The following is a 21896-nucleotide window of genomic DNA, read 5'->3' on the forward strand; positions in this document are numbered from 1 at the left end:
TTCGGCGAAGGCAGGGGTGTGCCGGAACGGCGCTCCGCTTGGTCCGGCCTACTTGGCTGGTGTCGCCGGATCCGTCGAGGGCGAAATTGCAGGCATGACTCCGGAGGAGTCCACGTTGGTAGCTCGGGGTGGAAGCCCCAAGGCCATTGGTGGAGATCCCGATGTCGCCCCGGACGGGGCCGTCGTGGATAGGGAGGCGTGAAGTGGTTGGGCGATCCCGGTTTCCTTATCCGACCGTGGCTTCGAAATCGGCGACGGCGCGGAACGGTTTAGGCGATGCTCAGTGATTCGGCGAAGGCCGGGGTGTGCCGGAACGGCGCTCCGCTTGGTCCGGCCTACTTGGCTGGTGTCGCCGGATCCGTCGAGGGCGAACGTGCAGGCATGACTCCGGAGGAGTCCACGTTGGTAGCTCGGGGTGGAAGCCCCAAGGCCATTGGTGGAGATCCCGATGTCGCCCCGGACGGGGCCGTCGTGGATAGGGAGGCGTGAAGTGGTTGGGCGATCCCGGTTTCCTTATCCGACCGTGGCTTCGAAATCGGCGACGGCGCGGAACGGTTTAGGCGATGCTCAGTGATTCGGCGAAGGCCGGGGTGTGCCGGAACGGCGCTCCGCTTGGTCCGGCCTACTTGGCTGGTGTCGCCGGATCCGTCGAGGGCGAACGTGCAGGCATGACTCCGGAGGAGTCCACGTTGGTAGCTCGGGGTGGAAACCCCGAGACCGTTGGTGGAGATCCCGATGTCGCCCCGGACGGGGCCGTCGTGGATAGGGAGGCGTGAAGTGGTTGGGCGATTTCGGTTTCCTTATTCGACCGTGGCTTCGAAATCGTCGACGGCGCGGACCGGTTTGGGCGATGCTCAGTGATTCGGCGAAGGCCGGAGGTGTGCCGGAACGGCGCTTCGCTTGGTCCGGCCTACTTGGCTGGTGTCGCCGGATCCGTCGAGGGCGAACGTGCAGGCATGACTCCGGAGGAGTCCACGTTGGTAGCTCGGGGTGGAAACCCCGAGGCCATGGTGGAGATTCCAATGTCGCCCCGGACGGGGCCGTCGTGGATAGGGAGGCGTGAAGTGGTTGGGCGATCCCGGTTTCCTTATTCGACCGTGGCTTTGAAATCGGCGACGGCGCGAACCGGTTTGGGCGATGCTCAGTGATTCGGCGAAGGCAGGGGGTGTGCCGGAACGGCGCTCCGCTTGGTCCGGCCTACTTGGCTGGTGTCGCCGGATCCGTCGAGGGCGAACGTGCAGGCATGACTCCGGAGGAGTCCACGTTGGTAGCTCGGGGTGGAAACCCCGAGGCCATTGGCGGAGATCCCGATGTCGCCCCGGACGGGGCCGTCGTGGATAGGGAGGCGTGAAGTGGCTGGGCGATTTCGGTTTCCCTTTCGACCGTGCCTTCGAAATCGTCGACGGCGCGGACCGGTTTAGGCGATGCTCAGTGATTCGGCGAAGGCGGGGGTGTGCCGGAACGGCGCTCCGCTTGGTCCGGCCTACTTGGCTGGTGTCGCCGGATCCGTCGAGGGCGAACGTGCAGGCATGACTCCGGAGGAGTCCACGTTGGTAGCTCGGGGTGGAAACCCCGAGACCGTTGGTGGAGATCCCGATGTCGCCCCGGACGGGGCCGTCGTGGATAGGGAGGCGTGAAGTGGTTGGGCGATTTCGGTTTCCTTATTCGACCGTGGCTTCGAAATCGTCGACGGCGCGGACCGGTTTGGGCGATGCTCAGTGATTCGGCGAAGGCCGGAGGTGTGCCGGAACGGCGCTTCGCTTGGTCCGGCCTACTTGGCTGGTGTCGCCGGATCCGTCGAGGGCGAACGTGCAGGCATGACTCCGGAGGAGTCCACGTTGGTAGCTCGGGGTGGAAACCCCGAGGCCATGGTGGAGATTCCAATGTCGCCCCGGACGGGGCCGTCGTGGATAGGGAGGCGTGAAGTGGTTGGGCGATCCCGGTTTCCTTATTCGACCGTGGCTTTGAAATCGGCGACGGCGCGAACCGGTTTGGGCGATGCTCAGTGATTCGGCGAAGGCAGGGGGTGTGCCGGAACGGCGCTCCGCTTGGTCCGGCCTACTTGCTTTGGCGTTCGCCCCACAGTCGGCCGAGGAGATCGTGCAGGGTTGGATCATGTTGCTTGAGTTCGGCTCGCACGAAAGGGAAGAAGTCGTTTCGATAGAAGTAAGCCTCGGTGCCTTCGGCAAAGTATTCCTTGTGGTTGCTCAACCCGTAGTGGCGGACGGTTCGGCCGGTGTACAGCAACACATCTTCGTATCGCTTCCCCGCCTTGGCTTCTTCAAACGCGGCAATGATTTCCGGTTGATCGAAGCTCAAAAATTGATCGTGGTAGGCATGCGCCAGTTCGTGCAGAATCATGGCGGGATGCTTGAGCATCTGCTCCTTCGATAGCAACTGATTCGCTCGTGGAAGGTGAACCTTCTTCGTCAGTCGCTCATCGTGTCCATGGGCCAGCAACCAGCCACGGCTGGGATGGTACTGCATCGTTCCCAGACTCGGATGTTCTTCTTCGAGCCAGATCTCGACTTGCTGCAACTTCGCAAGTGTTTCGGAAGGGATCAGAATCTGGATGCGTTGCAGATGGTTGGCAAGCATCGTCAGCGAGCGATGGTCATTCTCGGAAACACCGTCACCCGAAACACGATCACCCAGAAGAACGGGTTCGACGTGCACCTTCCAGCCTTCGATCTCACGGACCACTGGATCGAATCGCGGGGGCGATTTGGCTGGGCTGTCGTTCGCCAATGCCGGCGTCAGAACCGCCAGACAAAGAAACGAGAGACCAAGCAGTCTCCCGTTTGAAAGTGTTCGCTGGGCTTGGGGCATCATCGGCTCTTGGGAGGTTCGACTGTGAAAGTCAGTCGGTCTTCACCACGTCCATGAAGCCGATCATCATTTCGTTCCAACTTTGGTCGCCCCATCCAACGGTCTTGGAAGGATCGGGGTTGCTCAGATTGTATTCCGAGTTGTCAAAGACCGCACGGCAGTGGACGACGGTCCCCCGAGGCAATTTTCGAGGTTCCTTCAGGATGTACTTCATCTGCCAGTTGAAGTCGTAGGCGGGAACGTCCAGCAGGATTTCTTCCTCACCATCGGGGAAGTGAGCGGTGTAGCGGAACGCTTTGCCACGCAGGTGCATGTGCGGTGTCATCCCAAGCAGTTCGATATCCCTTCGGACGGTGTGCTTCGCCGTCACCACGTGGTTGGCTTCGCCGGGTGGGATTCGAAACCTGGTTTCGACAGCGATGGCGCCTTCCAGTTCTCGGTCGACATGGGCTTTGTCAGTGAACTTGACCCCGATGTACGACAGGTCGCTTTGTGCGGTCCCGTTGGGGGTGTAGTGCATCTCGAACAACAGTTTGCTGCCGGCTTCCGCATGAATTGCAACTCCGTCCTCCAACTTCACTGGAGTGCTGCCGGGAGCATACCCCACCAACACCTTCCTCAGATCGATGTCCCTGCCACCCGGTGGGATCACATAGACCAAGATGTGGTGGACGACGGCTCGGTTTTGAGGGCGTGCTTCGCAGGCGACGACAAACTTGTCTTCCTCCCAACCAGGATCGATCACGAATCGCTGATAGTCGATGACACCTTCGGCGGGCACATCAAATGGTTTGTCTCGCATCTGGATGACTTGATCGGGCTCGCCAATCTGCCATCCCGTGGCGAACACGGGCGGCTCAGGCAGGTCCGAAGGATCGCCCTCGGGCATCCCGCCATCGACCCATTGCTCAACCAAGTCCTTTTCTTCCTCGGACAACCTCGCGTCGTTGGCAAACTCGCCGTGTGCCGGGTTGGCCGACCAAGGCGGCATGCGGTTGTTGCCGATCACTTCGAGAATCGTGTCCTCCCATCCCTGCGTGTCATCGTAGCTGGTCAGGGTGAACGGCGCGATTTCGCCTTCGCGGTGGCAAGTGACGCATCGTGAATTGAAAATCGGTGCGATGTGTTTGGTGTAGGTGATCTCGCCCAGTTCCGCGACTTCTTTGGTCCGACCGATGTGGCAACCCACGGCCTCTGTCTGGGGTTGCGAAATGGATTTTCCGGCCAGCAGTTCTTCCACTGCGATGGCCAAATCGGAACGAGTCTTTTTGTCGCGAGCGTAGCCGACTCCGTATTGATCATCGATGCGGCCGTGGTAGCGAACGACGCGATCCGCATCGATCAGAAAAACCTCGGGGGTTCGTTTCGCGTTCATGGCATCCGCGACGACGTTGCCCTTGTCCTTCAGCATCGGAAAGGCGATCTCGTGGCGATGCACGTAGGCCGCCACTTCGGTCAGGCTGTCTTGTTTGTTGGAGTTGATCCCGATGACTTGGAGACCGCGCTCTCCGAATTTCTCCTGAAGGTCATTCAGTCGCGGCCCGTACAGTTTTGCCAACGGGCACTCGGTTCCCAGGAAGACAATCGCCGCGCACTGCTTGCCCTTGAAATCGCTCAGCGAAACGGGTTTGCCGTAGGCGTTGGGCAAGGTGAACGTCGCAACCTGCTCTCCGACCGGAGAAGTGTCCGAACCTTCGGGCTGACGCCCCGTCGCGGCATTTGCGAATGGGACCCAGGCATTTCCAACAATCAAGCATACGACTGCGAAGCAAACCAAACGACGATGCATCAGAGACCTCGGGCGGAGAGAATCAACGGGAAACAATAGTTTCGCTGAATTGCGGGGGGCGTGTCACCCGCAGTTCCGTCTCGAATTGTACGGGGGCGGTCCGCGCCTTGCCGGGGCCCGTGTTTTGATGCATTCGGCTGTAATTCAGGCGAATCCGAATCCAGCCGAATCCCGCGACGGGAAGTGCCTGTTGGCCAGCGGCATGCAAGGCAGCCGGTTCCGATCCCTACGGCAGTTCGAGTTCGCCGGACCAAGGTTGGTTGTCTCGATACCAATCCACCGATGCAGCCAGTCCCTCGTCCAGTTCCACTTTCGGTGTCCAGCCGATCAATTCTTTCGCCTTGCTGATGTCGGCGGAAGTGATTTTGACATCGGCTTTGTGGAACGTCTTGTGTTCGACCTTGGCTTTCTTGCCCAGCAAGTTTTCGAGTCGACCGATGATGTCGTTCAAAGAGACGGGGGTTCCGCCGCCGCCCAAGTTGATGACTTCGTATCCAATGGGCTGCAGTGCCGCGATCGTTCCGGCAGCGATGTCGGACACATAGGTGAAATCGCGAGATTGTTCGCCATCGCCAAACAATTCGATCGGCGTGCCTTCATCGATCCATTTGATGAATCGGAAGATGCACATGTCGGGACGTCCCGCGGGACCGTAGACGGTGAAGTAACGGCAAACTGAGACGTCGATGTCGTACAAGTGATGGTACGAGTATGCCATCGCTTCAGCGGCTTTCTTGCTGGCCGCGTAAGGCGAGATCGGAGTGTTGACGGACAACGTTTCGACAAACGGCATCGGTTGGCCGGCGTACAGCGACGAGGTCGACGCGAGCACGTACTTCTTGACACCAACACGCCGCATTTGGTCGAGCAGGTTGAGGCTGCCCATCGCGTTGGTCGTCATGTAGACGTGCGGGTTTTCCATGCTGTATCGCACGCCGGCACGAGCGGCCAAGTTCAGCACCGCATCGAATGAATTTTCATCGAAGAGTTTCTGCAGCGTCGATGAATCTTCGATGTCGCCTCGCACGAACGTGAACGCGTCGCCTTGGGAGGTCAGTTTCTCCAGTCGGTGTTCTTTCAGTCGCACGTCGTAGTAGTCGTTGACGTTGTCGATTCCGACCACACGATGGCCCGCCGCCAGCAATTGTGAGGCAACTTCGTTGGCGATGAAGCCAGCGCAGCCAGTGACCAGGAACGTTTGAGGAGACGAATCGGGCATCGGTTCTGGACTCTTGATTCGGGGTTTGGGAAGGTGCACTGGGGTTTGGCGAGGTTCAAACTATAGTGGGCCGCCAGTTCCACCATCCGATTTGCCACGCAGTCTAGTCAATGAAACGTCCCAAAATAGCCGTCTTCTTCGGAACCCGTCCCGAAGCGATCAAGGTCGCGCCGGTGATCAAACGACTTGCCAACGATGACCGATTCGAGTTGCTGTCGGTTTCGACGGGGCAACACCGGGAGATGCTGGATCAAGTGATCGACATTTTCGATCTGCCGGTGCACCACGATTTGGGCGTGATGACCCCGGGACAAACTCTGGCAGGTTTGTCCTCCAAACTGATCGCTTCAATCGATCAAATTCTCGAAGCCGAGCAACCTGATTTTGCTCTCGTTCAGGGCGACACAACGACGGTTTTGATGGCGTCGCTGGCTTGTTTCTATCGACGAATTCCAACTGGTCACATCGAAGCCGGTCTGCGGACAGGCAACCTGGCCAGTCCCTTCCCGGAAGAAGCCAACCGCGTGCTGGCCAGTCCCATCAGCACGTTGCACTTCGCACCGACATCGGTCAGCGAAGCGAACTTGCTGAACGAACGAATCGATCCCGCCAAGATTTTTGTGACGGGGAACACGGTGATCGATGCGTTGCACCTGGAGGTCCAGCAGCAATCCCATCCCGAGGTCGCAGCGAAGATCGATGAAGAACTGGGGGCGGTCCTTCCAAGTGATTGGCGAGACCAACGGTTTGTCTTGATCACCGGGCACCGACGCGAGAATTTTGGTGGTGGTTTCGACGAGATCTGCGGTGCGATTTCAGAACTGGCCGAGCGATTCCCGGACGTTCGATTTGTGTACCCGGTTCACTTGAACCCCAATGTGTCTGGTCCCGTGCAAAAGGCGTTGGGGCAATTTGACAACGTGTTGCTGTTGCCGCCGCAGTCCTATCGTCCGTTTGTGGCTTTGATGCAGGCCTGTGAATTGGTGCTGACCGATTCCGGCGGCGTGCAAGAGGAAGCCCCCGGACTCGGCAAGCCCGTGCTGGTGATGCGTGACACGACCGAGCGTCCCGAAGGCGTGGACGCTGGCACGGTCCGCTTGGTCGGTCCAGTGCGGCAGAACATCGTCGACGGTGTCAGTGAACTGCTTCGCGACCGCGAAGCGTATGACCAGATGGCGAGAGCTTCCAACCCTTATGGCGATGGCACCGCTTCGATCAAGATCCTGGACGCGATCGCACAGCACTATTGCTGAAGGGCTTGGGCAAGCTCGGTTTCATAAGCCCGGATCATTTGTTTGTAGTCTGCCAGAATCTTCTCGGGCACATCCACTTCTGCGGCATCGTCGACCAGTGCGGCGACGACGTTGCTCACCGTGCTGACATTGATCTGTCGCTCGGTCAGCAGGACGGTTTGATCCGAATCGATCACCGCCGCGCTGCCGGGTCTCAGTCGCAACAGCCCAAACACATCGTCCAGTGTGTTGGCGTCCAGGACGGTGACAGCACCCGACCAAGCCGATGCCAATTCTCGGCGGAAACCAGCGTCCTCGGTGGCGACGACCCAGCGAACCCGCGACAGATTGGATTGACGTGACTGGGTGATTGCGGCGGCAATCCAACGCGGTTCCGTGGCGGAGACTTCTTCGTCTTGCGACAACCGGAGCAGCACCACTTCGGATGCCGTGCCGTCAACACGCAGTGTCCGCATCGCATCGTTCGGCAAACGCCGTCCCAGGATGCTGGATGGGGGCGGCGGAGGAACAGGAACAAAACGCTCAACACGTTGAGGCGTGAAAGGCGGTTGGAAATCGAAACGAGAGGAGTCTTCCTCGTCTGACGGAGGAGCAAACTCTGCTCGTCGGAATTCGAGGGTCAATGAACTCTGCCTCGCATCCAAACCTTCGATCAGTGGAAGCGGCAACTCCACCCGCCGAATCACACTGACGGTGGGATCGATCCAAAACACATAGGATTTGCCTTCCGTTTCGGCCGCGATGCGGCGCATTTTTTGTCCTGCGAAATTCGCGTCGGGCAACCACTTCAGTTTCGCGGTGGGTTCGAAGATTCCAGACATTGGATCGCCAGCGAACAACCACTCCAGTTGCGGTGGCGGACCAGCCAAGCCTGCTGACAACTTGGACCGCAGGACCTCATCGGCGAGCACACGATCCAGGTCCAAACGTTGGTTCTCGGGTTGTTGCCAGGAGTCCACCAACATTTGCGAATCGAAGTGGCGCGTTTCGGGCTCGTCGAACCAGGCATTCAATTCCACTCGATTCGATTGCGGCGACGAGCTGGCACGCAGGCGAACCGCGTAGGCTTGCACGTCCAATTGGCGGCCAGTCCAACGCACACGGAACGGCGCTCGCTGTTCTTGTCTTCCACCTGAAAACAGCTCGGCTGAGGCGTCCGCCATCGGAACCACTCGCAGCACGACTTCGCTGGTGTCTTGGTAGTACGAGCTGCCGCGATAGCGAGTGAAGATTTGTCTCAGGCGGTCACGCGGTTCTCCTCGAGCGATCACAAACTGCTGGGGCGTGGAAGCGGCTTCTTCCGTGGAGGAGGGCGACGGGGAACACCCGGCGGTCCATGCAGAGACTCCCGCGACGATGCCGCACGCAAAGATCCATTTCGCGAACTGTGGAGTCAAATCGTCACGCTTTCTTTTCACTCAGGGAATCCATTCGAACTGCTTTGCACAGCAACCGTTTTTCAGCCGCGGATCGCCCACACTTTCGGCAGATGAATTCTGCCGATCGAATTTGTTCTGCCAGCAACGGCAGGGCGTCCGCAAGGGTGGATTTGTCCCATTTGCAAATCGACTTTTTGGGCAGTTTCGATTGAGTCAAACTGAGATCAGTGTTCGTAAGTTGGGATTTCGCGACCATCGATCGAGGCAGCCGCGCGGTGAAGGGTGATGTCTTGAGTGTACGTCAACATTTTCACCGATCCATCCACCATCGCCGCATTCCAGCCATGCGGGTGGGCGCTGCCAAAGTCATGGCAGGCCAAGCAATTGTCCGGTTGATCCAATCCTGGTTGGCGGGCAGCGAACCGAACGTAGGAATGGGTGGTCGTTGGAATTCCGGTGTATCCAGCCAGGGGAGCTCGATCGCCATAGCAGTCTCCCGTCGTGTATTTCAGCGAATCCATGGCTTTTTCGCCGACCAAGTACGTGTGGCTCAGGCCATCGAACACCCGGGACAATCGCGTCCGGCCGCCCAGTCGCCAAACGCCGTCGTGCTGGCTTTCAATGATGCGGTCGTCGATTTCATTGACGGTCGCAGGACCTCCGCACATGGCGTAGTCGGTCCTTCCGCCGGATTCGCCATAACGACTCAAATAGGGTTCCAGCAGCGGGTAGGCGTCGGCATCTCGCCGGGTTGGACAGTGAAACGTTGCGATCGCCGCCTGAACGTGTTGCTGCACCCGATCAGTTGGCTCAATGGTCAGTGCGGCTCCGATTTTGGCCAGCGGTGGTGCCAAGTCGGCTTGCTCCATCAACGCCATCGCTTGGACCATCCAATTGCCGCCGTTGAATCGACGGTCGTATTGCCGACGACGATCGAAATCGACCAGGTACGGTGGGACTTCGCCGGAGTAGCCTGGGAGGTCGCGAAAGATCGATTCGTAGTTTTGGCTGGCCAGGGCAATTTGTCGAATTCGATTGCGACACTTGGTCTGGCGTGCCGCCTCGCGGACGCTTTGAACCGCTGGCAGTAGAAGTGCGATCAGGACGCCAATGATGGTGATGACGACCAACAGTTCCACCAACGTGAAGCCATGCCGATTCACTGCTTCTTGCTCCGTCCTCACGGTCAAACCTCGATCACAGGGATGGTTTGCGAGCCGGTTGTCGAACTCGGTGGGACCAGCTTTGAGCAATCGTCGGCAAGATCAAAGGCTTCAAAAATCATCCAAGCCAGAATCGGGCTTTGATTGGTTCCCTCTTTTCTCGGACCCAGCACCGTGCAGGGTCTGCCAGGTCCGGATATGCCGGTTGTGCGAATTTGCCCCTGGATAACGGTCACGCGTGTTCGACCCGTTGATTCCACCCCGTGGTGACCGCTCGGTGTGCAGAAGATCCCGCGGACTCGTCGATACGCCGGATAGCTGGTCACCGTCGCCTGAATTTCGTGCATCGCAGGATGCCGAATTTCGATCTTTCAAGCGGCACGGCTGGCAGGGTCCGCATGGACCATGGGGATTCAAGGATGAACACCCCTCCGAAACACGCTGGGACTGCGATGGATCGCAACATGAAACCACGAATGCAGGCAGATCAGAATCACGTTGATCGATTCCGCAAGGATCGATCTCGTCGTGGTTTGCTGGTCCGACGTGTTTCGTTGGCAATCTTGATTGCATCGGTGACCGCGTCGGCCCAAGCGGCTGATTCCCCCCCCTTTTCGGCGCGTGCCGCTGCGACGTCTGGCCGAGTCTGGCAGCCGCGACCGCTGGCATTGCCGCCAACCTCCGCGACGGCGCCTGCCTGGAAACCACCGTCGCCCCAGCCCACCGTGGTGGCGCCATCGCCGCCACCGGTCACGATCATCATGACCGCCCCGGCGCCGCCTGCCGAAGAGCCACCAACGATCACGCGGCGACGCCAGGTCAACTCGGATGGCAGTGCCACGGCTTCGCTGGGCCGCTCGCAACAAACGTTCTCCCGGCCGATGCCCGCTTCGGATCCGATCAACCATCACGCTCGGACGGCTGAACTGGCTCAGTCCGCAGTCGATCAGCTTCGCAGCGCCCACTTCGCTGCTCGCCGAGGCGCGTTCCATTCCGCGAAAGAGTCTGCGACGCAGACGCTTCGGATCATTGCTTCCCTGCGAGATTCGCAAACAGGAGGCAACCTGCACACAACGCAGCTCAACGAAGCGATCACCGCCATTCGTGAGTCAACCGATTTCACAGGACGTTATGGACCGGTCGATCAAGCCGCACTGAACCGATTGGTCGAGGTCCACAAGACACCGGCACTGCACGGGGTGAACACATCGACGTTGACCGCTGAACGTGCGATCGAGGCTTACCTCAATTACGCGCGGCAACGTTGGGTGGAAGCCACCATCGGAGGACCGCTCGCGGCCGAAGCCACGATGATTCTGGCGGATCTGGAAGCGGCGACACTGACCCCACAATCGAATTCCGATTTGACGGAAGCCCGCTCGCGATTGCACGCATCCGAACTGGCGTTGATGTATCGCCGTGCGGCGGTGGAGATCGGCCCTGACAATCCGCAAGCCACGGCAGAGCTCGGACGCAACCTGCTCCGTCGATCGATGCCTGCGATCGCGAAAGAGTTGTTGCTCCTGAGTGTGCAGCAGAAACCAACGCGACAAAGCGTCGAGGATTTGATGCGAGCGGCAAGCCAATCCGGCGACGCCCAGTTGGCTGCGGAATGCCAGCAGCAGCTCGCCTCAACGAACCTGCCCAGCGAACTGCCGGTTCAAATGATGTCGCCCTCGCAATTCGCGAAAACGCATCAGCAGTTTGCCGCCGTGAACCACACGCCAGCGCAACGACCCAGCAGCCCGTCCAACGTCAGAGCAGGGCAACCGGCTCCGCAGGGTCACCCCCAGACGGCGTCTCTTCCAACCTCGCGGAACTCGGTTGGCCAAGGTCACTTGATCGTGCCAGCACAAAACGGGCGTGCGATGCAATCACGAATCGTTGATCCGTCGATGCCCGTTGCTCCCGCTCGCTCGACAACGCCCCGCAGCGGTCTGTTTTGGTAATGCAAGCCAACGCCCTCACCGTCCACCAGATTTCGATGGATCGTCCCATGAAACCAACTCGTCTTCGATCGGCGTTTCGTCGCGTTTGCTTGGCAACCGGACTGTTGTTGCCATTGGTCTTCGGGGGAGCCTCGTCGGCGCAAGAATTGGTCGCGCCGGGACAAGCGATGCCCGAAGCCAATTCGCGTCCCACGATGCTGGGGAGCAACACGGACACGTTGCCCACCCCGTCGTTCGACATGGACAACCTGCCTGACAACCCACCGGTCAGCGAAGGCGAACTGCTGGAGGTCAACTCGCTTCGTGATTATCGGCAACGTTTGGAAGAGCACAGCTTGCGGGCCGAGCAAGCCAAGTTGGAAGCGCGGGCGCGTTTCGAGTCACGCTCTCGCGATTTGATTCCCGGATTGCCGTCCAAAGTCGCCCCGCCGGAAACGACCGCGACAGGCAAGGAGACGTTGCCTGAGGCGATCCCAGCACCCGCACCCGCACCGGCCCCGACCTCGACGCCGCCATCCGTTCCGCCGGCAGCAAAGATTCCAGCACCGAATCCGCCAGCAGCCCAGCAAGCGACCGATGATGAGAATCTGCTGGAACTGCCGCCCCCGCTGCGCCCTCGGCAGTCTCAAACGGACCGAGCGACGCCCCCTCGCCCACAGCGATTGGGCGGAAACGCACCTGCAACCCACAACGATCAGCTGCCGGAGTTTCGTCCGGTTCCAACTTACAATCGGCTCCCACGATCGGAACGAACCGAGCCAGCAGCGCCCAGCGATCCCTCCAAACGCCTCGAAGCGTTGATGGAAGAGGACACCGCCGTGGAATCGTCCAGCGATCTGGAAACGCCACGGAAGTCACCGGCGCCGAAGGCTCGTTCGATTCGACCCACCGCTCCGCCGACGCCGCCTGTCAAACGCGCTGAAGCCAAGCAACCACAGCGTGAACCGGAGCCGAAGGAGCCTGCAGCGGAACCGGCACCTCGTTCACGGTCGGTGATCGACACCGAGGCGATGGACTCGAAGCAATACTCGACGAACGCGAGCCGCGATGGGTCGACTCCCAGTCGAAGCATGGGGACACCCTCGTGGCCGGACTTGATGCAGGACGAAGTCACGCGTTGGCCGTTGCCCGCGTCGTTTGCCTCGCACGGCGGAGGCCCCTTGTCTGGTCACCCCAGTTCGGTCACCTGCTCGTCATGTGGCGGATGCGTGGATCGCAACGGAGTCGGCGCGGAACGCCTGAGCAAGACACTCGGCGTTGGGACGGGGACCCGTCCTGCCTGCCAGTGCTGGCGCTGTCCACAAAGCATGCCATTCAATGTTTATGGCCCCGGCAACTACGTCGGACCAGCCCGCAGCGCACCGGTCCACGAGTATCGATTGCGTGGCGGCGACCAAGTTCAGTTGACGTTCTTGATCAAGACCGTTCGTTCGGTGGGAGCGTATCGATTGGTTGTCGGCGATGAGTTGCTGGTTGAATCCGAAGCGGATGAAAAGCTCACTCGTGGAACGCTTGAACGCGGTTTGGAAATCCAACCCGACGGAACGATCACGCTGCGATTCATCGGTCAGATTCACGCGGCCGGCCAAACCATCGATCAGCTGCGTGAATTGCTCAATGAGCGTTACGAGGAGTACTACCCCGATCCTTCGATCGATGTGACTCCCGTCGCGACCGGCAACATCGCCCGACAAATTCGCGAGGCCATCAGCGGCTCCGAAGGGTTCAACCCGCAACAGACCGTGCAAACGATCACGCCTGAGGGCACGCTCCGGCTTCCTCGGCTGGGGGCCGTTCCTGCTCAAGGCCTGACGCTGAGCGAACTCAAACGCGAAATCATCCTGCGTTACGATTCGATGTCAGCCGGGTTGGATGTGGAAGTCGTCCTGGAACAACAGGCTCCTCACTACGTTTATGTCCTTGGGGAAGTCACCACGCCGGGCCGATTCGAGATCGACGCACCGACCACCGTGCTCGGTGGAATCGCCTTGGGTGGCGGGTACGTGCCAGGGGCAAACCTGCGTCAGGTCGTGATCTTCCGTCGCGGTCCGAACTGGGAATTGCTGTCCACGGTGCTGGACCTGCGTGGTGCGATCATGGGCAAGGACTCTCGCCCGGTCGACGAGATTTGGTTGCAGGACGGCGACGTGGTCATCGTCCCCCCCAGCCCGATCCGGTTGTTTGATCGCTTTGTCAGCCAAGTTTTCACCGAGGGCGTGTACGGAATCGTGCCGTTCAGCGGGTTTGGATTCTCGTTTGGCGATGGAAACTGATCGGTTTTCGAAAGTTGCTCCGGCGACTATTCTTTCGGGTACTCCACTCGGAACACCTTCAACCGATTCCTGAGCCCACAGATGCATTACCAACCATTGCCGTTCGATCGCGATCTGATCGACCGAATCATCGCAGAACATCCCACGCCGTTTGTCCTGTATCACGAAGACGGGATTCGTGCACGGGCTCGCGAATTGACCGATGCATTTGCCTGGAACGAAGGGTTTCAACAGTATTTCGCTGTCAAAGCCACCCCCAACCCGCACATCGTGGCGATGATGGCCGAGGAAGGTGGCGGGGCTGATTGCAGCAGCGTGGCTGAATTGATCACCTGCGAGCGTCTGGGCATCACCGGCCAAGACGTGATGTTCACGTCCAACAACACCACGCTGGAAGAGTTCGAGGTCGCCAACAAGCTCGGCGCGATCATCAATCTCGACACCCCGCATCACATCGACCAAGTCGCTCAATTGAGCCCGCTGCCGGAAATGATTTCGTTCCGGTTCAATCCGGGGCCAGAACGCCAAGGCAACGTGATCATCGGCGATCCCAAAGAAGCCAAGTTCGGCAGCACTCGCGAGCAACTCATCGATGGCTACCGCCGCTGTGCCGAACTCGGCATTTCGCGATTCGGTTTGCACGCGATGGTGGTCAGCAACGAACTGAATATCGAAGCGTTGTTGCAAACCGCTGAGATGCTGTTTGAACTCGCCGCTGAAATTCATCGCGAAACCGGCATCTCGGTCGAGTGCATCAACCTGGGTGGCGGAATCGGCGTGCCTTACCAACCCGGCCAAGAACCCGTTGATCTGCCTGCCTTCGGGGAGGGTGTTCGCAAGCTTTACGAATCGATCTTGGTTCCTGCTGGCATCGCTCCTGTTCGAATCCTGATGGAAAACGGTCGGGCGATGACCGGACCGTTTGGTTACTTGATCACCCAGGTCATCAATCAAAAATCGTCTTACAAAGACTACGTTGGCGTGGACGCTTGCATGAGCAACTTGATGCGTCCGGGCATGTACGGGGCGTACCATCACATCACCGTGATGGGCAAAGAGAACGAACCCGCTGATCGCAACGTCGATGTGGTCGGATCGCTTTGCGAGAACAACGACAAATTCGCGATCGATCGTAAAATGCCCGCCACCGAAGTCGGTGACATTGCCGTCATCCATGACGCCGGTGCTCACGGGCACAGCATGGGATTCCAATACAACGGTCGGCTGCGATCCGCCGAGATCGTGTTCAATGACGCGGGTGAGTTTCGAGCGATTCGCCGCGCCGAAACCTTTGACGACTACTTCTGCACTGTGGACTTTGAATCCGTCAAAGTCGATCGCAAGCAGTCTGCCACCGTTGGCTAACCAACCTTTCGTCCGCTGAGCTTCCCAGCCCGGCGACTGATTTCACCACCACCATTTCCAATCGAGTCCCCATGCCCAAACTGACCGTCGAAAACGTTGGCACCTTTGAAGTCCCCGCTGGCAAACGTTTGATCAAAGCGTTGGTCGAAGAAGCGGGCACCGACCAACTGCACGCCTGCGGTGGCGTTTCCAGGTGCACGACGTGCCGGGTCGAATTTGTGGAAGGGGAACCCGAGCAGATCACGGCGGCAGAAAAGGAAACCCTGCGAGTTCGCGAAGTGACCGAACCCGGTGTTCGGCTCAGTTGCCAAATCAACTGCGACCATGACATGACCGTTCGCGTGATCAGCCGACTCGAAGGCAGCGGTCGCAAAGACCAAGGCGGTGCGGTCGCCGACGAGATCGAACCTGCTCCCGAGTGGACCACCAAGTAGTTCGCTCCAACGTGCCACAGGTGCTTAGCGAGCTTGGGGTGGGATGATGTTGGCGAACGAATCGATCTTGGTTTGTAACATCGATTGAATGTCCTTTTGATCGTCGGTCAAGGATTGCAGCGGCGACTGTTCGTTGCGATCCATCTCGATGTCGAAGAACGTTCCGTCGCCGTACAGTTTGTAGCGTTGGTTGCGAGCGAATTCGCGAGCCTTCTTGGGGTTGCCATTGCGTTCATACCACATGAACATCGACTGGCGTCCCTGTCCCTCGATGCCACGCAGCACGGGGAGAAAACTCTGCCCGTCGATGGGCAGTCTCGCTGGGATCTCGGCGGCACCCGCATCACACATCGTTGGCAAGAAATCGCTGAAGTCGATGATTTGTGAGGTCACGCGTCCCGGCTGAATCACGCCCGGCCACTTGGCGATGCAGGTCACATGGTTGCCCGCGTCGACCATCTCGCCTTTGGCACCGACGACCTCACCAAACCGAGTCTGAGTGACGATCGGTTTGTCGGTTCCGTTGTCGCCCGTGAAGACCAGCAACGTGTTTTCGCGAATTCCGAGGTCGCTTAATTTCTGATCGATGCGGCCGACGATCTTGTCCACATAAGCCACCATGTCGCCGAAGTGTTCCGGTTGGCCTTTGTAAGTCTTCGAGCCGTGTGAAGTCGGATCCCAGTCTTCCGAATCAGGCGTGGGACAGAACGGGCAATGAACCAGCGCCATCGGGTAATAGGCCAGGAAGGGCTGGTCTCGATTCGTTTCCATGAAATCGCAGAGGAAGTCCGCGAACAAGTCGGACGAGAATTCGCCGTCGTTGTGATCCTCCTTCGTCCCATTCCGTTCCAGTCGCGGGTTGGGATAGCGGGTGTCACGTTTTCGGTTGTCCATTCGTCCGCGAGTGTGTTGCCACAACAGCGACTCATCGAACCCAAAGTGCTGCGGCGAATCCAGTTCGCTTCCCAGTTGCCACTTGCCTGCGATGCAGGTTCGGTACCCGGCGGACTTCAGGAGTTGAGCAAAAGTGGTTTGCTTTCGGTCGAGCTTTCCAAACTTGACGTAGTTTCGTTTGTTGGTTTGCCCGGTCATCAGCTTGACGCGGGAAGGCGTGCAGATGGGCTGGGAGTAACAATGTTCGAACCGCAAGCCTTCCCTGGCGATCCGGTCGATGTGGGGCGTTTGATAGTCGAGCGAACCGTTGGCACCGAGGCATTCAAACCCCATGTCATCGGCCATGATCAGCACGATGTTGGGGCGGTCGCTCGATCGTGGTGGGCTGGGGTCTGTGGCTGAGGCGGGAGCCGCGGTGAAGACCAGTGAGCTGGCCAAGATGCCGAGCGTGGACCACAAGGTTCGCTTGAGCATCGAGTTTCGTGGGACAGTGTTTGGGCTCATCGGTTCCAGCTCGGTTGGAGGTCACTTGCTTCGGAAAATTCGCATCACACCCGTCAAAAGTGCCAGGCCCCCAAGTGCGGGTGCGATTGCCAGCAGCAGCCGAGGTTGAGCGGCGACCACGACGATGCCGATCACGCCGGCGACCGCCAATCCAGGCGGCAACCACTTTGCGGGACGCTTCAACGAGTCCCAGGCCAACCACAACGCTCCCAGGACCAACCCGACTCGCAGCAACGCCGCCGTCACGAAGGCATGGGTCGAGGCCGATCCCAGCGTATCCTGGCCGATGTCCGCGAAATAGAACGTTCCGCCCAGGCAGAGCATGATCGCCGAGAGGATTCCAATGACATTTCGCCGCCACGAACGCTCGGGTGTCGAAGCGGAAGTGTCCACCGGTTCACGTTTTTTCCCGCTCTGTTCACGCGAAGTTTCCACCGCTGCGGCGATTATCTTCAGTGCAATGCGTGAATAGTTTGGCATGGCCACCCTGGGCGGGAATCTCGGAGGAAAGCAATTCCTGGAGTATACTGACAATCCGCTGAAGGTGCCCCGGCAATCTGCTGATCGTGCCCCGGCATCGTCCCCGTTCACCATGAACCTGCTTTCCCCCCCATCCAACAATCCATCGAATGATGAAATCATCCTGGCTCACGTCCCTCCGTCGTGCCCGTCCCAAGTCATGGGCGATCGCTTCCCTGATCTGCGCCGGCGCCTGCTGTGGTCATCTCGCCACCGCCGACGATGCACCGAAGCAACCGGCGCCTGCCCCGGCGGAATCGCAAGCCCCCGCGACCGAGATGCAACCGCTCTTCGACGGCAAATCACTCAGCGGCTGGACCAACCCTTACGAATGGGGCAAGACGGAAGTGGTCGATGGCGAGATCCATCTGACCGCCGACAAGAAATTCTTCCTGGTGACCGAGAAGATTTTTCATGACTACGAATTCGAAGGGGAAGTCAAGCTTCCCGAAGGCCAATCCAACAGCGGCTTCATGGCTCGTGGGCAGGTCAAGCCGAACAAGGTTTTCGGCTATCAAGCTGAAGCGGATCCGACCGACCGTCGCTGGTCGGGCGGTTTGTACGACGAAGGTCGCCGGCAATGGCTGAATCCATTGTGGGAGCAACCCGAGGCCCAAGCCGCGTTCGATCGCGATCGCTGGAACCGCTATCGGATTCGCTGCGTCGGCAATCACTTGCAGTTCTTCATCAACGATGTGCCCACCACCGACTACTTCGATGCCGTTGATCTGAGCGGCCAAATCGGGCTGCAGCACCACGGCGAAAAAGGCCAGACCTACCGGTTCCGCAACTTGAAGGTTCGCAACCTGGGCAGCCACGAGTGGAAGCCCTTGTTCGACGGCAAATCCTTGGACGGTTGGGAAACCGTCGGCGGTGGCACCTGGACAGTGGTCGATGGCATCCTGCAAGGCCGCGCCAGCAGCGAAGCCAACGAACCCAACGGGATGCTGTACAGCAAACACCCGATGACCGATGGAACTTATCGGATCGAGTATCGATTCAAAAAGGGCGACAGCGGATTTTTCGTTCGCAGTGAGATCACCGAGAACAAACCGTTCGTCAAGGGTGTTCAGTGCGAAATCGACAACTCCGATGAAGTCGGCGGTCTGTATCAAACGGGCGGAGCAGGGTGGTTGGTTCGTCCGCTGCATTACCTCGAAACGGGTTTTCCCAAAGACCGTCATGCCGTTGTCAATCGACACTGGAAACAAGCCCGGGAAGGTCTGCAACTCGACAAGAAACCAGTGGTCTCCGACGACGATGAAACGCCTTGGAACATGATGACTGTCAGTGTTCATGGCAAACGCATCGTTGTTCACTTGAACGATTGCTTGGCCGTCGACCACGTGGTGGAAAACTTGGCGGATGCCGGAGTGATCGCCTTGCAACTGCATGGCAACCAAGACCTCGAAGTTGACTTCCGCAAAGTCGAAATGCTAGTTCCAACCAGCGAAGAGTAGAGCGAGGGTTCCGGGACGCTTCGCGACCCCCGGCTACCCTCTTTCACCGGAGGTCGTGCAGTTTTCTGGTGCTGGGTTTTGGCGGGTTTCTGCAGCAACCACCAATCACAACCCCGAAGCGTGAGTTTTGAAGTTGCGCTTTTGCAATCGGTATTGTTGGCCAACGGCCAATATCAACCCACACGTTTTGAATTGAATTTGGCCGTTGGCCAAAATGGGGCCGTGCTTTACTGCTCCAGGGGCGATGCCCCTGGCTATGTTGAAAAAGGCCGTTGGCCATTGACGGATAAAGCGCAACTTCAAAGAGCGTGAGCGAGGGACGGCCCCAACTCCCACGACGGCCCCATCCGGGGCGACCGTTTGTTTTCCGGCATCGGTCTCTCGGGGCTTCCGCCCCGAGCGAAGCATGACGGCCCCATCCGGGGCGATACCCAGACGCCCGCCACCATTTATTTTTCGAACGTCCCAAGGGAGGGTGATAATAAACGCTTGGCAACACGGTACTTGAAAACTGCACGACCTCACCGCTCGGGAGGGCGAGCGGTGAACTCATCGCGTAGCCCTCACCTCGCTCAGAGGTTGTGTCGTTTTCTGATACCGCGTTTCGGCGGATTTTCACATGTCGTGCCTCCCCCGAAACGAAGTTTGAACGCATGTAGGATGGGCACTCTTGCTCGTCCAAGTTGCGGATGTCGGCCAAGAGTGGCCAACCTACAGCGAAATCGACAAGCCCGCTGCGTGGGCGGGAGTCTCAAGACGCTACTGGCACCGCACTGAAAAACTGCACGGCCTCCTCAGAGGGAGGGTGAAGTCGTCGTTTATAGAATCGGTATGTCCTGCAGTGGTTTTGATTCGTCGACCACGAAGTGGACGTTTCAATTCTTCCTTGGAAGTCGCTTCAGCTTGGCGTCATCGAGATCGAGGCCCATCTCGCTGATGATCATCACCAACTCGGCTTGCCCACGCAGGCCCAGTTTCCCTGTGATTGCTGATTTGTGTCGTTCGATTGTCTTGGGACTGCGATGCAACAGTTGCGCCACCTTGGGGACATTCATGCCATGTCCAAGTAGCACCGCGACTTCGATCTCACGCTGTGTCAAAATGTCCAGCGGACCAAAGTCGATGAACGCCGTTTCGATGCTTTCGATGGAGTCATCAGACGTCTCCAAATGCAAACCCGATGTGGTTCGGCTGATCACCAGCACGCGGCCGAAGGGAGGCTTGGAATCACGAATGGGCCAAACGGTTGAGTGAACTTGCTTTCCGTGATAGATATGCCGAATCGCGAGTGGCTTGCCCTCTTTCAGCACACGCCCAATCATCGCCAACCGTTCCTGGACGTACTGCGGCGAATGGAAATCATGGATTGATTTCCCGGCGTACTCAATCTTGGGTGCGGCCGAGAAAAGCATCATCGCGCAGTCGTTGACGTAGAGGAGCCGACCTTCTTGATCCGTGACACAAACCCCGATCCCTGGAGTCTGAGTCATCGCAGTCCAAATCGAATTTGGATCGAACTCTGGCGGATCAACCCGTGTTCTCAGCCTCGATGAGCTTGCTTCGCTTTGGGGTGGGGGAGAATTTGGCACAAGCGACTCGTGGGGGGCGCGGGAGCAGCGTTTGAGGGGATTCCCTCATAGATTACTCGCAGCGATCCGTCGATACTATCTGAACGGCACGAAGGATTCAGATGGCTTATGCAAAAGTCACATGGAGGAAACGCAGTCGTTGCCACGGATTGGCTTTTTACACATGAAGAAGTCGATTGCCATTCGGGCTGCCCAGCGAATTGACCGCGAGAGCAAGCGAGCATGAAGCGGTGAAAGTGGAAAGTAATGGGAACACGACGAGACGGTCGGGTTGGAGGGGCAGCAACCAAACCGTCTTGTCGTCCCATGCAGGACATTTGAAAGCCACGAAACGTCGGCTATCAGCCCACCCCATGGAGCACCGCTACGCGTTGGCGGCGGCCCAGGCGGCGAAGTTGGTGACGGTGTCGTCCTCGCGATTGCCGACGGGCAAACTGCTTTGCACAAACTCACTGACATCGCAAAGATCAGCGATCGAGTCGACAATCACGTCGGGCCCGTAAGCAAATCGGCCCAGGTCTTCTTTGTTAGTGCCACCAGACAACGTCAACACGGTTCGGTAGCCCATTTGGACGCCGCCTAGAATGTCGGTTTCCATCGTGTCACCCACCATCACGGTTTGGGACGTGGCCAACTTCAGTTCCTTGCGAGCAGCACGCATCATGATCGGGCTTGGTTTTCCCACACTGAAGGCTTTACGCCCGGTGACCGCCTCCAGGTAGGCGACCGTGGCCCCACAGCCCGGACGTGTGCCGTTCTTCGTCGGGCAACTGGGATCCAAGTTGGTGGCAATCAGCTTGGCACCACCGAGGATCATGTCGACCGCTGATTCCAGCGCATTGAGCGTGATCGTGCGGCCTTCGCCAACGACGACAAAGTCCGGCGAGTGATCCACGATGGAAAAACCATTTTGGTGCATTGCCTGCAACAGACCGCCTTCACCAATGATGTAGGCGGTGCCATTGGGTTTCAGTTTGGCAAGGAACCTCGCCGTTGCCATTGCACAGGTGAAGATATGAGACTCTTCCACAAAAATCCCCATCCGATGGAGTTTGGTTTGAACGTCTCGCCGAGTCCTTTGGCTGTTGTTCGTCAAGAACAGGAAAGGAATGTCCTGACGAATCAATGCGTCGATGAACTGATCGGCGCCGGGGATCAGCTCACTGCCGCGGTAGATGACGCCATCCATGTCGATCAAAAAGCCCGTTTTCATCAAATCACTACAAGAGGTTGAGGTTCGAAAACTTCATCGGCATTGGTTTGCCGGTGTTGAGATT

The 21896-nt window shown here is 58.7% G+C and carries 15 protein-coding genes; 6 read left to right on the forward strand and 9 right to left on the reverse strand.

The window, feature by feature from the left end:
- Positions 1 to 2058 precede the first annotated feature (2058 nt).
- From PSR62_RS05195 to PSR62_RS05205, 3 genes are all read right to left on the reverse strand, one after another.
- Entirely contained in the window at positions 2059 to 2832 is a 774-nt protein-coding gene (locus PSR62_RS05195; RefSeq protein WP_274406752.1) for a metallopeptidase, read from the reverse strand.
- A 28-nt stretch (positions 2833 to 2860) separates the two neighbouring features.
- Complete coding sequence (locus PSR62_RS05200) at positions 2861 to 4618, reverse strand: redoxin domain-containing protein (protein ID WP_274406753.1); 1758 nt, start codon at positions 4616 to 4618, stop codon at positions 2861 to 2863.
- Positions 4619 to 4844: 226 nt separating this feature from the next.
- Positions 4845 to 5837 (reverse strand): SDR family NAD(P)-dependent oxidoreductase, encoded by a 993-nt coding sequence (locus PSR62_RS05205; RefSeq protein ID WP_274406754.1) that lies wholly within the window; start codon positions 5835 to 5837, stop codon positions 4845 to 4847.
- A gap of 110 nt (positions 5838 to 5947) precedes the next feature.
- On the opposite strand from PSR62_RS05205, the gene wecB reads away from it, so the two are divergent.
- Positions 5948 to 7090, forward strand: a complete 1143-nt coding sequence (gene wecB / locus PSR62_RS05210; RefSeq protein ID WP_274406755.1) for a non-hydrolyzing UDP-N-acetylglucosamine 2-epimerase — start codon at positions 5948 to 5950, stop codon at positions 7088 to 7090.
- Here wecB and PSR62_RS05215 read toward each other — a convergent pair.
- Positions 7081 to 8508 carry a hypothetical protein gene (locus tag PSR62_RS05215; protein WP_274406756.1) on the reverse strand — a complete coding sequence of 476 codons (1428 nt, stop codon included), beginning with the start codon at positions 8506 to 8508 and terminating at the stop codon, positions 7081 to 7083. The genes wecB and PSR62_RS05215 overlap by 10 nt on opposite strands.
- 185 nt (positions 8509 to 8693) lie before the next feature.
- The gene (locus PSR62_RS05220) at positions 8694 to 9632 is read right to left on the reverse strand and encodes a DUF1559 domain-containing protein (RefSeq protein WP_274406757.1); all 939 of its coding nucleotides are present in this window, start codon (positions 9630 to 9632) and stop codon (positions 8694 to 8696) included.
- 452 nt (positions 9633 to 10084) lie between these two features.
- On the opposite strand from PSR62_RS05220, the gene PSR62_RS05225 reads away from it, so the two are divergent.
- From PSR62_RS05225 to PSR62_RS05240, 4 genes are all read left to right on the forward strand, one after another.
- Positions 10085 to 11581 carry a tetratricopeptide repeat protein gene (locus PSR62_RS05225; RefSeq protein ID WP_443217400.1) on the forward strand — a complete coding sequence of 499 codons (1497 nt, stop codon included), beginning with the start codon at positions 10085 to 10087 and terminating at the stop codon, positions 11579 to 11581.
- A 35-nt stretch (positions 11582 to 11616) separates the two neighbouring features.
- Positions 11617 to 13854, forward strand: coding sequence for a polysaccharide biosynthesis/export family protein (locus PSR62_RS05230; RefSeq protein WP_338020138.1), 2238 nt, complete (start codon positions 11617 to 11619; stop codon positions 13852 to 13854).
- Between the two features lie 81 nt (positions 13855 to 13935).
- Complete coding sequence (locus PSR62_RS05235; protein WP_274406760.1) at positions 13936 to 15219, forward strand: diaminopimelate decarboxylase; 1284 nt, start codon at positions 13936 to 13938, stop codon at positions 15217 to 15219.
- Positions 15220 to 15290: 71 nt separating this feature from the next.
- On the forward strand, positions 15291 to 15653 hold the full coding sequence (locus PSR62_RS05240; RefSeq protein WP_274406761.1) for a 2Fe-2S iron-sulfur cluster-binding protein: 363 nt from the start codon (positions 15291 to 15293) through the stop codon (positions 15651 to 15653).
- Positions 15654 to 15677: 24 nt separating this feature from the next.
- On the opposite strand, the gene PSR62_RS05245 is transcribed toward PSR62_RS05240, so the two are convergent.
- Positions 15678 to 17021, reverse strand: coding sequence for a sulfatase-like hydrolase/transferase (locus PSR62_RS05245; protein ID WP_274406762.1), 1344 nt, complete (start codon positions 17019 to 17021; stop codon positions 15678 to 15680).
- Between the two features lie 51 nt (positions 17022 to 17072).
- Positions 17073 to 17531 (reverse strand): hypothetical protein, encoded by a 459-nt coding sequence (locus tag PSR62_RS05250; protein ID WP_274406763.1) that lies wholly within the window; start codon positions 17529 to 17531, stop codon positions 17073 to 17075.
- 149 nt (positions 17532 to 17680) lie between these two features.
- Here PSR62_RS05250 and PSR62_RS05255 point away from each other — a divergent pair, with 149 nt between their 5' ends.
- A complete protein-coding gene (locus PSR62_RS05255) occupies positions 17681 to 19030 on the forward strand; it encodes a 3-keto-disaccharide hydrolase (RefSeq protein WP_274406764.1) in 1350 nt (449 codons plus the stop codon).
- 875 nt (positions 19031 to 19905) lie between these two features.
- Here PSR62_RS05255 and PSR62_RS05260 read toward each other — a convergent pair.
- Both PSR62_RS05260 and PSR62_RS05265 read right to left on the reverse strand, forming a co-directional pair.
- Positions 19906 to 20520: a PAS and helix-turn-helix domain-containing protein gene (locus PSR62_RS05260; protein WP_274406765.1), complete on the reverse strand. Its 615-nt coding sequence runs from the start codon at positions 20518 to 20520 to the stop codon at positions 19906 to 19908.
- Positions 20521 to 20983: 463 nt separating this feature from the next.
- Positions 20984 to 21832, reverse strand: coding sequence for an HAD-IIA family hydrolase (locus PSR62_RS05265; RefSeq protein WP_274406766.1), 849 nt, complete (start codon positions 21830 to 21832; stop codon positions 20984 to 20986).
- Positions 21833 to 21896 lie beyond the last annotated feature (64 nt).

The organism is Rhodopirellula sp. P2 (genome assembly GCF_028768465.1).
Taxonomy (GTDB): Bacteria; Planctomycetota; Planctomycetia; order Pirellulales; family Pirellulaceae; genus Rhodopirellula.